This window comes from Neptunitalea chrysea, from assembly GCF_027924145.1.
Classification (GTDB): Bacteria; Bacteroidota; Bacteroidia; order Flavobacteriales; family Flavobacteriaceae; genus Neptunitalea; species Neptunitalea chrysea.
Genome location: NZ_BRVP01000012.1, coordinates 39,661 through 51,500, shown reverse-complemented (window position 1 = coordinate 51,500; position 11,840 = coordinate 39,661). Strand labels below are relative to the sequence as shown.

Here is an 11,840-nt window from a genome sequence, read left to right as displayed (position 1 = left end):
ATTTTCTATGAGCAACCAATCCAACCAAGACCATAATTCTGATGAAATTGATATTATTCAGTTTTTTGCCTATTTAGGGAAAAGTATTCAGAATTTTTTTAAGTCTATAGGGAACTTATTCAAATGGATATTTCATGTATTTATCCTATTACTTCTTTTAATAAAAAAGAATATAATTTACTTTGTAATTGCTTTAGTTATTGGTGTGGTTGCGGGAGTATTTTTAGATAAAACTAAAGCCCCTACTTATACTTCTGAAATGGTGGTAGAGCCAAATTTTAATAGTTCGATACAACTTTATAATCAAATCGCTTATTTTAGTGATTTGGCGGTTTCTAAAGATTCAATAACCTTAGCCAAGGCTATGAAGATTACTCCATCTGAAGCAGGTAAAATTGTATCTTTTTCTGTGGAAGCATTAGTTACAGAGAGACAAAAGCTGTATTTGTATGATAAGTTTATTAAAGGACTTGATACCTTAACTCAAAAGAGTTTTGACTATGAAATGTATTCAAATAATTTTAATGATTTTGATGCTGCCTACCATACGGTAAAAGTAGTAAGTACAGATAATACAGTTGTTAAAAAGCTTGAAAATTCTATTGTGGCATCAGTTTCTCAAAACCCTTATTTTAAAGAGCAAGAGAAAATAAAGAAAACCAATATAGCGTTACAAGACACTATTTTGAGAAAGCAATTGGTTGAAATAGATTCTATGCAAATTGCTTATAGAGAATCTATGGTAGCTGCAGCAGAAAACCCTGGGGCGGGTGCTAGTATTAGTTTATCTGATGACAGAAACAACAATTTTAATGGTGTTGAATTGATAGAGCAGATAAATAATATTAGAAGAAGTTTGGTTAAATTAAATGAAGATAAGGGTACTCAGAAGGCGTCATTAAATGTAATCTCAGAATTTCCTGATAGGGGTATTAAAGTGATTAGAATTTCAAGAGAAATGAAGGTAGTTTTACCGCTATTATTTATAACCTTGGTTTTTGTGGTTATTTTACTTTTAAGGCTAAATACTTTTTTAAAAGCATATAATAAATAGAGGTTTTTAACCTTAAAATAAAAGCTTCTTTATCATATGATAAAGAAGCTTTTTACTTTTTAGATAAGTACATTTAGTCTACTGTAAGGTTGTTTCTTTTATTATTTGATTTCGATAATTAAGGAAATAATTAACTTTTTTTAGATAAGAAAAGTATTTAAACGAAGATACATACCTTAACTTATAAAAATAGAATTATAAAAATTACCTTTGAAACGGTTAAATACAAATTAGAAATATGAGTATACTATCAATTATAGGATTAGGATATGTTGGATTGCCGTTAGCTGTAGAATTTGCAAAAAATGGCTATGAGGTAATAGGGTTTGATATTCATAATAAACGTATTGAAGAGCTTGAAAAAGGAATAGATACCACATGTGAAGTATCTAAAGAAGAATTACTAGCCGCAGAAACCTTACATTATACTACTAACCCTAAAGATTTGCAAAGGGCTAATGTGTTTATTCTAACCGTACCAACACCTATTGATAAATATAAAAAGCCAGATTTAACGCCTATCGTTTCTGCAACGAAAGAAGTAGCTAATTGGCTTAAAAAGGGAGATGTTGTGATATACGAATCTACAGTTTTTCCTGGGTGTACAGAAGAGGTATGTGTACCTATTTTGGAAGAGATTAGCGGTATGAAATTCAATATCGATTTTTATTGCGGGTATTCTCCTGAACGTATTAATCCGGGTGATAAAGAAAGGCGTGTACATAATATTGTGAAGGTGACCTCTGGCAGCACTTCAGAAATTGCTAATTTTATCGATGATCTTTACGGTTCTATAGTAACTGCCGGTACGCACAAGGCATCTTCTATTAAAGTGGCGGAAGCAGCTAAAGTAATTGAAAATTCTCAACGCGATTTAAATATTGCCTTTGTTAATGAGCTTTCCATGATATTTGATAAAATGGATATTAATACATTGGAAGTTTTAGAAGCAGCTGGTACTAAATGGAATTTTTTACCGTTTAGACCAGGATTGGTAGGAGGTCATTGTATTGGGGTAGATCCTTATTATTTAACCTACAAGGCACAGAGCTTAGGACATAATCCTGAAGTGATACTTGCTGGTAGACGAATTAACGATAATATGGGCGCTCAGGTGGTAAAGAAATATGTAAAACACCTACTTAATACCAAAAAGAATGTAAAGGGTACAAATACACTTATTTTAGGTTTTACATTTAAAGAAAATTGTCCTGATATTAGAAATACAAGAGTAATAGACATTTATACCGAATTATTGGAGTATGGTATTGAAGCCGATATTTATGATCCTATTGCTAAAACAGAAGATATTGAACATGAATATGGAATACATGTGACTTCTGAAGCTATTGAGAAGTATCAAGGAATTATTATAGCAGTTGGACATGCAGAGTTTTTAACCTATGATTGGGATACTATTGCTAAGGATACAATCATATTTGATGTAAAGAACATATTAGAAAAAGGGTTGGCAACAGACTCATTATAAGATTAATAGAAGTAGTAAATAACAACTATGACCGCGAATAGGCAAATTGAAAACAAAACAGTATTAGTAACAGGAGGAGCAGGTTTTATTGGATCTAATCTTGTAGATGTCTTGCTTACTCAAAATAATAAAGTAATATGTTTGGATAATTTAGCTACCGGACATATGCGGAATATTGAGTACCATTTTGCGCATCCTAATTTTACTTTTGTTGAAGGAGATATTAGAGATTTAGATACCTGTTTAAAAGCTACTAAAGATGTAGAAATAGTTTTGCATCAGGCAGCATTAGGATCTGTACCGCGTTCTATAAACGATCCTATTACAAGTAACGATGTAAATGTTTCCGGTTTTTTAAATATGTTGTGGGCTGTAAAAGAAAACAAGGTAAAACGTTTTGTGTATGCTGCAAGTTCTTCTACCTACGGAGACCATCCTGGGTTACCTAAACAAGAAGATAGTATTGGAAATCCACTATCTCCTTATGCGGTAACTAAATATGTAAATGAATTATATGCGAAGGTGTTTGCTACAACCTATGGTATAGAAACCATAGGATTACGTTACTTTAATGTATTTGGCCCAAAGCAAGATCCTAACGGAGCCTATGCTGCGGTAATACCTAAGTTTATCAATTTAATGAAATTAGGGGAACAACCTGTAATTAATGGCACGGGAGAGCATAGTAGAGATTTTACCTATATAGACAATGTAGTTCAAATGAATCAATTGGCTGCTTTAATAGATAATGCGGAGGCTGTTAATACGGTGTACAATGTAGCTTGCGGTGAAAATACGAATTTGAATGAGCTGTTTACTGCTATTAAAGATGAATTGATAGCAAATGGAATTGTATCTCCTGAATTACCAGTATACGGACCAGAACGCGCAGGGGATGTAAAGCACTCCTTAGCGTCTATTGAAAAAGCAGTACATTTGTTAGCGTATAAACCCACTGTTAAATTTGAAGAGGGTTTAAAAAATACGGTACAATGGTTTTTAGGCAAAAATTAAAAATGGGGGCTTTTTTAAAAAGTGGTCTTCTAGTTGTTTTTTTGAAAGGAATTGGGGCAGGGCTAAGTTTTTTTTCTCTGGTTTTGGTAACTAAATTTTTTAATAAAGAACTAGTAGGGCAATTTAATTACCTTAACTCCATGCTTATTTTATTGAGTTCTATAGCTGTTTTAGGTACACAAGATGCTTTTCTTAAATTTGCGGGTAAACTAGAGGCTGAGGGTAATTTTTATAAGGTAAGAGATATTTACTTTAAAAAAGTGGGTATTATTTTGGTAACAAGTAGTATTTTACTTGGAGCGTACCTATTGTTTTATGTGTTTGATTTTCAGATACTAGATAAGAATCTAGAAAAAGTTCTCTTAAAAGCCTTTTTGGGAGTTTTTTTTCTGAGCTTATCTATATTAAATTTTAGAGCTATACGAGGCTTGAAGCAATTAATGGCTTCTGAAATTTTTGGAAACTTAGTGAGGTATGGCTTGGTGATAGTTATGGTTTATGCCATTCATGTTTTTGGAGTTTATAATTATCTTTTGGATGGGGTTATATTGGCTTTAATTCTGCTTGCAACTACTACTTCTTTATATGTTTTTAGATTATTACAAAATTTAAAAAAAGATACACCTATCCACTTACGTCATAAAACGGATTCTAATAACTCATACGGATTTAAAGATATTATTAAAACATCTTACCCTATGACTATTAGTTTTTTAACGATGCTAATTATGCAAAGTGCTGATGTTATTATTCTGGAGCATTACCATAGTTTTAATATTGTTGCTTATTATGGAGTAATTGTAAAGGTGAGTTCTGTAACTAGCATTGTTTTGTTAGCAGTAAATTCTATAGTAGCCCCAGATATTGCTAAATATTTTTATTCGGGTGAAAGAGATAAACTGTTATCGATTATAAACAAGTCGATAAAAATGAATGTGTATTTAACCATTCCGGTTTTAATTATGTTATTTTTAATTCCCAAAACTATTTTAGGTTTTTTTGGAACGGCTTATACCGAAGCCTATATTTCATTATTAATATGTACATTTGGCCAGTTTATAAATGTGTTTTCCGGATCTGTTGGGGTATATCTTAATATGACTGGAAGACAATTTATTTTTCAAAGAATACTTCTGGTTGCTCTTGTTTTAAATTTAATTTTAAATATATATTTTATTCCAGATTATGGAATGAATGGAGCAGCAGTAAGTACAGCCATAAGCATGATTTTTTGGAATTTGTTAGCTGTTTATTACGTATATAGAAAAGATAAAATTTTGTTTTTTTATAATTTTAAATAATAAGCTTTGAAAGTAGACAATATTTATTTACCAGATTTTTTAATTGTAGGAGCGCCTAAATGTGGTACTACGTCAATTGCAACTACGCTACAAAAACATTCAGAAATATTTATTCCTGCAAGAAAAGAATGTAGATTTTTTTCTAATATGGATCCCATCTTTAAAGGAGTTGGAGATGAGGTTACCAATGAGGCTATTATAAAAGATTTAAATCATTATTTGAGCTTATTTGATAAAAGCAAGCCTAATCAGAAATTAGGAGATGCTTCGGTAGAGTATTTGTTGTATTACGAAAATACTATTGAGAGTATAAAAAAGTATTACCCTAAAGATAAATATCCTAAAATAATTATTGTTTTAAGAGATCCTACCAAAAGGGCTTTTTCTGCTTATATGCACTTGATAAGAGATAGTAGAGAAACCAAAACTTTTAAAGAAGCATTGTTATTGGAGGAAAAGCGAAAGGAAGAGCATTATGATTTTTTGTGGCGTTATAAAGAACAGGGACTTTATAGTAAACAAGTGATTCCGTTTATGGAAAATTTTGATACCTCTGTACTTTTTTATGACGATTTTAAAGACGATCCTGAGACATTTTATAAGGGATTGATTGATTTCATTGGGGTAGAGGAAGAAGAAGAGTTGGACTATGGAATTAGGTATAATATTTCGGGAGTACCTAAAAATGAGTTGCTTCAAAAAGTTTTAGAAAAGGCCGTGTTTCCAAGAGAAATTAAGCAATACGTACCTGAAAAGGTAAGAAGTTTTCTTGTCGAGAGAAAAGAGCGAATGAAGGATAAAAATTTAAAGAAAGTTGGGGTTCCTTTGGAAGAAAAAAAATATTTACAAGAATATTTTAAAGAAGATATTTTAAAACTCTCAAAAGTAGTTAGTAGAGATTTATCTAACTGGTTAAAATAAAACGGAAGTATATCTCATGAAAATTGTACACATCATAACCTCATTAGAAGTAGGAGGAGCAGAAAAATTACTGGTAAATGTTACCGGAATGCAATTAGAATTTCATGAGGTAACAGTGATTTATTTTAAGGTGCCAAAATTGGTTAATGAGTTTGATAAGAGGGTGAATGTAATACATATACCTTTAAAATTTAATATCATATCCGAAATTAGAAAGGTATTACAAAAAATTAAACCCGATGTTGTACATACGCATTTAACCCATGCAGATTTATTTGGGCTGTTAGCGGCAAGGTCTTGTAAGGGAATTAAAACCATTTCTACAGTGCATAGTACAACATATAGGAATAATTTTCAGGATTCTTTGTATTATATACTTTATCGTATATTGTTTAATGTTATCTGTAGAGAAACAAAAATAATAGCAATTTCTAAGGCTTTAAAGGAACATATCCACCAGAAATTTTGGCTTGATTATAAGCGTATTTACTTGCTTTATAATACCATTTCGGTTGGTCATACTTCAGAACTTCCTATGCCCACTAATTTAGCTAAACATCAAGATAAGTTTAAAATATTGTTTGTGGGTAGGTTTATTTCCCATAAATCTGTGCATACTTTAATTGAAGCCATTCATTTACTTGAAGAAAATATAAAACAGCAAATTGAGGTTTATCTGGTAGGTTCGGGAGCTTTATTAGAGCAATTAAAAGAGCTAACAGAGAAATTAGAATTAACATCTGTTGTTTTTTTTGAAGGAATTAGTCATCAGGTATATCAGTATTTTAAAGCATCTGATTTATTTGTATTACCTTCTATTTCAGAAGGACTTCCGTTAGTTATTTTAGAGGCATTTAAATTTGAGTGCCCTATTATTTCTTCTGATATTACAAGTTTTTCAGAATTAATAGAGAATAATGTTAATGGACTAACGTTTGAGGTAAGTAACCCGAAGAGTCTTGCAGAAAAGATTCGTATTTTATATAAAAATCCTGATTTAAGAGACCAGCTTAGTAAAAGTGGGAAGCAATTTTTTGATGAAAATTTTGAACCATCTAAGTATGTTAATAGATTGAATGATATTTATTTAAAATAATGGAAAAGATTCTTATAAAAAGAAATGTATTTACTTTTATTTTAATAGGCACTATTGGCTTACTAATTTCATGTACCACTACTTTATATCTCCCAGAAAGATTTTTTTTAGATACAAATGTTTTAATCTACGACAGATACAATGAAATAGGCTATATAGGTAGCTATCCTTTAACAATTTTGTTTTATAACATTACAGGCTTAAAGTACATACACTTTTCTATTATAGGATTTATGCAATATTCAATTGTATTGTACATTCTTTTTAAAATAGGTATTTCAAAAAACTTTCATAAGGTAAGTTTAAAGAACGCTCTTATCTATCTTTTATTTATAATTACGGCAATTTATTTGTCTATGCCTGCCAAAGATTTTTTGAATTTTGTCTATGTATCTTTAATTATATTCGTTTTTAAAGAATATGGGACTGATGTAAAAAAAGCGTTGGCCATTGGATTTACTTTACTTCTAATTTTTGCTGTTTTTTATAGAATATACTATTTGTTTATTATTGTATTGTCTATAGGTATGTTTGCACTAAGCAAGCTTAATTTAAGAAATAAAAGGCTTACTACAATCTTTATTTCTCTTATGGGAATGGTTTTTATCTCGTTGAGTTATGGTGTGGTAAAAGGCAAATATATCTCTGAAGAAACTAGATATAGAATTAATATTAGTAGGTTAGGAGAGGATAATGCTAATTCAATGATCTTGTCGCCTATGGCACCCGATACCTGGTATGGAGAATTGGTAAGTATATTTCATGGTTTTTTTTCTGTTAACCTTCCAGTAAATGGCTTAAAACATTTATTATCTCCGCATATTGTTGCATTTGTAATATGGCAATTATTGTTTTTTGTAGTACTGTTTATAAGGTTCGGGCATTGTTTTAAAAAAGGAAGAAAGAATAATCCTGAATTATGGCTTTTTTTAATGTTGTTTTCGTTTTTTGTGGTTCAAGGGGTTTTTGAACCCGATTTAGGGTCTGCTATTAGACATAAAGCAGGTATTTTTCCTTTAATTTATTATCTATTTTATTATGAAGACCTTAGAAAAAAATTACGATAAAATATTCTTTTATTTTCTATTATTGATTGCATCAACATTAATTTTTAGAAAATTTAGTTCCCTACTAATACTAGTATTTGTAGTTTTTAATCTTTCGTTCTATAAGAATTTAAGGTATGATCGAAGAAAATTATTTTGGTGGTTTTTAATAGCCAGTCCGTTTTTATTGGATGTTATTTTCTTTTGGAATAATGATAGCTTATATCAAGGATGGAAATCTGCTGAAAAGCGTCTTTCTTTTATAATTTTCCCCACATTTTTACTAGGCTATAGAAAGACATTTGACTATAAAAAGTTTTTAAAGTTGTATGCTTTTGGCATGGTAATTTTATTGTTACTACTGTATGTACGATATGCTATTCTGTATTTTGATAATGTTTTAAAATATATTCACGGAATACACTTATGGGAGATGGGCTATAATTTTGCATATAGTTTTGGTATACATGCCCCTGCATTAAACTTGCACATGTCATTTGTTAGTATCTGCTGTTTATACCTTTTTTTTAATAGAAAACAGGGTTGGAAACCCTTCTTGCTTCATGGGTTTTTTCTGGTGATGTCGTTTGTAATTGTAATGTACATTAATACTCGGGTTGCGGTGGTTACAACAGTTTTAGGATATGGTATCGTATGTTTTTTTGAATTGTTTAAGAATAAAAATATTTATAAGGCCATAAAGGTTTCCGGAATCTTATTGGGCGTGGTAATTACTAGTATGGTAGCTTTTGTAAAGATCTTTCCTTATTCAGTGGAGAAGTTTACAGAGGGCAGTTTTTCAGATATGGAGTATGTAGGAAATTTAGATGCTGTTGAACATCCGGAAATACGTTTTTTTAATAAGCTGGTGACTAGAGTTTCTATTTGGAAATCGGCTTTGGAATTATCAGAGGACAGGTTGTTTACCGGTTACGGGGCATCTGATGCAAGGCATGAACTGGTAGACTATTATAAGAATACAGATCAAAAATTTTTGGCTAAATATGAGTTTCCTACTCACAATCAATATATCGATTTTCTATTGAAATTTGGTGTTTTAGGGTTGATAGGTATTTTTTGTTTTATGTTTGGAATAGGATATTTAGGTTGGCAACTAAAAGATTCTGTAATAATATCATTTTTTTTATTGTTTTTTATTTCTAATCTTACAGACGATTTTTTAATTCGATATGATGGTATTACCTTTAGCGCTTTATGGTTTGCTATATTTGCCAATAAGTATTTTTATAATACAAAAAATAACTGAATACGTTGAGAAAGATTAAGATAGCGCATGTAACACACTCGGTTGGTGGACTTGAGATTTATTTGAGGTTGATTTCTGAGAATATTAATTCTGATAAGTTTGAGAATATTGTTATTCACCAGAAAGATGAGAAGAAGAAGAGATATATAAATAACAAGGGTGAAAAGCTTTTGGAATATAAAATTCCTATTCAGCGTGAAATAAGTGTTTTAAGGGACTTACTTTGTGTTTACGAGACAGTTAAAATTTTACGTAAAGAGAAACCTGATTTAATTCATGCGCACAGTGCTAAAGGAGGTATTATAGGTAGGTTGGCTTCATTATTTTATAGAGTGCCGGTATTACATACACCGCATGCCTATTCTTATTTGAGTGCCAGTTCTCCTATGGCAAAAAAAGTATACTTAACTATAGAAAAGATATTCAGGCGGTTTAATTCATATTTATTAGCTACTTCAGATTCTGAAATGAATAGAGGATTAAAAGAAGTAGGTTATAAAAAGAAACGAGTTATTGTTTTTAAAAATTCGGTATTACCTATTAGAAAAACGCCTGATACTAATGAAGTTTTTAAAGAGTTTAATCTTAAACCAAATTATATTTGTACAGTTGGTAGACCGTCTTACCAAAAGAACATAGAAATGATGGTTAAAGTGATAGCACAATTAAAAATAGTGATCCCTGATATTCATTTAGTGGTAATGGGCGTTGGTGAATATAGCCCTAACAAAGATTCTATTATGAAAATGATTGATGAATTAGATTTAAAGAATAATATATCATTAATTGAATGGATTGATAGAGAAAAAATTTTTACTATTATAAAGGAGTCTTGGTTGTATATTACTACATCTAGATATGAAGGATTACCATATTCAATTATCGAAAGTTTAGCTCTTTCTAAAGCTTGTGTGGTTACAGAGTGTGATGGGAATGTTGATTTAATAGAGGACGGATTTAACGGGTATATTGTGAAACAAGATGATGTATCTACAATGGTTAAGAGAATTAATAAATTATATTACGAACAAAAACTAAGAGCCAGATTTGAAAGTAATTCATTTATGGTTTTTGATGAAATATTTAATCTTGAGAAGAATATCCCTGTTTTAGAGAGTATTTACTCAAGATATTCTGATATTCGATAGGTATATTTTTTAAGTTTTTAATCAAAAATTAAAAACTTAAAGCAATATTATTCTAAAATTAGCATTAGATTTTGATATATTTCTTAGTTTTATCGTCCGTTAAACCATATTTTACATAACTAACCAATTATGAGTGTTATTAAAAAGAGAAAATCGACAGGTCTTATTAGACCCATGTCGTTTATAATAGACATTCTTATTTTAAATGTAATAGGACACTTTTTTTTATTTGAAGGTAATTTTAATGTTCCTTTTTATAGTTACATTTCAATTGTTTGGTTTTTTACTTCATTGCAACAGAATTTTTATGAAATTCACAGATATACGAATCTAATAAGTATAGCATCTAAAACTTTTAGACAAAGTTTTATAATGTTACTTTTTACATTTACGTTTTTTGGAATCTTTCATAATGTGTACTTGCCACCTTTTCAGGTAGTTGCGTATGGTTTTCTGATAATGGCTTTTATGGGAGCGGTAAGGCTTACCATCTTCTTTTTTATGAAACGCTATAGAAGAGTTTTAGGAGGTAGTCAAAAACGTATTATTATTATTGGCCAGAACAGAAATACACTAATGCTTAAAGATTTTTTTCAGAAGAATCCTGAGCTTGGTTTTCACTTTGTAAGTTTTGTTTCTGTAGGGCATAACGCCACATTTTCTAATATAGAGGGATGCTTTAACTTCATTATAGACAATAATATAGATGAAATTTATTGTTCTTTATCTGAAATGAGTGATGAAAATATTGCCGAATTTATTGCCTTTGCTGATAATAACTTGAAACTGATTAAGTTTTTACCCGATAATAAAGCAATCTTTAGTAAAAAGCTTAAATATGAGTACTATGGGTATACCCCAATCTTATCTTTAAGAAGTATTTTGGTAGATGAGCCAATTAATAAAATTGCAAAGAGAGCATTTGATATTTTCTTTTCTTCTTTAGTAATCATCTTTGTTTTATCATGGTTAACACCGTTAGTTGCACTTTTAATTAAATTAGAGTCTAAAGGCCCCGTATTTTTTAAACAAAAAAGAAGTGGTGTAGGGTATCATGAGTTTGAGTGTTTCAAATTTAGATCTATGACGCCTAACAAAGATGCTAATAAACAACAAGCTATTAAGGGAGATGCGCGTATAACCAAAGTTGGAGCCATTTTAAGAAAAACCAGTATAGATGAACTGCCACAGTTTTATAATGTATTATTAGGAGATATGTCAGTTGTAGGGCCAAGACCTCACATGATTTCTCATACAGAGAACTATGCGAAGAGAATTGATAAATTTATGGTGCGTCACTTTATTAAACCTGGTATTACAGGTTTAGCGCAGGTGCGAGGATACAGAGGTGAGGTAGAAACTGATAATGATATTATCAATCGTGTTAAGTTTGATATCTTCTATATAGAGAATTGGTCTATTCTTTTAGATCTTAAAATTAGCTTCCTTACGGTTTACAATGCCGTTAAAGGAGAAGAAAAGGCGTACTAATAACTTCATAACT

General features: G+C 30.4%; 10 protein-coding genes. All 10 read left to right on the top strand.

From position 1 onward, the window contains the following. Window positions 1–7: 7 nt before the first annotated feature. The 10 genes from NBRC110019_RS09885 to NBRC110019_RS09840 all read left to right on the top strand — a co-directional run bounded on the left by NBRC110019_RS09885 (window position 8) and on the right by NBRC110019_RS09840 (window position 11,827). Window positions 8–1,054: a hypothetical protein gene (locus tag NBRC110019_RS09885; RefSeq protein ID WP_281754467.1), complete on the top strand. Its 1,047-nt coding sequence runs from the start codon at window positions 8–10 to the stop codon at window positions 1,052–1,054. A gap of 238 nt (window positions 1,055–1,292) precedes the next feature. Next, a complete protein-coding gene (locus NBRC110019_RS09880; RefSeq protein WP_281754466.1) occupies window positions 1,293–2,543 on the top strand; it encodes a nucleotide sugar dehydrogenase in 1,251 nt (416 codons plus the stop codon). Between the two features lie 27 nt (window positions 2,544–2,570). After that, on the top strand, window positions 2,571–3,557 hold the full coding sequence (locus NBRC110019_RS09875; RefSeq protein WP_281754464.1) for an SDR family oxidoreductase: 987 nt from the start codon (window positions 2,571–2,573) through the stop codon (window positions 3,555–3,557). Further along, window positions 3,536–4,858 (top strand): MATE family efflux transporter, encoded by a 1,323-nt coding sequence (locus tag NBRC110019_RS09870; protein WP_281754463.1) that lies wholly within the window; start codon window positions 3,536–3,538, stop codon window positions 4,856–4,858. Before NBRC110019_RS09875 ends, NBRC110019_RS09870 begins: the two co-directional genes overlap by 22 nt. Before the next feature lie 6 nt (window positions 4,859–4,864). Further along, window positions 4,865–5,779 carry a sulfotransferase family protein gene (locus NBRC110019_RS09865; RefSeq protein WP_281754461.1) on the top strand — a complete coding sequence of 305 codons (915 nt, stop codon included), beginning with the start codon at window positions 4,865–4,867 and terminating at the stop codon, window positions 5,777–5,779. 16 nt (window positions 5,780–5,795) lie between these two features. Further along, a complete protein-coding gene (locus tag NBRC110019_RS09860) occupies window positions 5,796–6,875 on the top strand; it encodes a glycosyltransferase family 4 protein (protein ID WP_281754459.1) in 1,080 nt (359 codons plus the stop codon). Next, complete coding sequence (locus tag NBRC110019_RS09855; RefSeq protein ID WP_281754457.1) at window positions 6,875–7,942, top strand: hypothetical protein; 1,068 nt, start codon at window positions 6,875–6,877, stop codon at window positions 7,940–7,942. The genes NBRC110019_RS09860 and NBRC110019_RS09855 overlap by 1 nt, the downstream gene beginning before the upstream one ends. Next, on the top strand, window positions 7,914–9,188 hold the full coding sequence (locus NBRC110019_RS09850; RefSeq protein WP_281754456.1) for an O-antigen ligase family protein: 1,275 nt from the start codon (window positions 7,914–7,916) through the stop codon (window positions 9,186–9,188). The genes NBRC110019_RS09855 and NBRC110019_RS09850 overlap by 29 nt, the downstream gene beginning before the upstream one ends. A gap of 5 nt (window positions 9,189–9,193) precedes the next feature. Then, window positions 9,194–10,336 (top strand): glycosyltransferase, encoded by a 1,143-nt coding sequence (locus tag NBRC110019_RS09845; protein ID WP_281754455.1) that lies wholly within the window; start codon window positions 9,194–9,196, stop codon window positions 10,334–10,336. 129 nt (window positions 10,337–10,465) lie between these two features. Beyond that, the gene (locus NBRC110019_RS09840; protein WP_281754453.1) at window positions 10,466–11,827 is read left to right on the top strand and encodes an exopolysaccharide biosynthesis polyprenyl glycosylphosphotransferase; all 1,362 of its coding nucleotides are present in this window, start codon (window positions 10,466–10,468) and stop codon (window positions 11,825–11,827) included. Window positions 11,828–11,840: the final 13 nt, after the last annotated feature.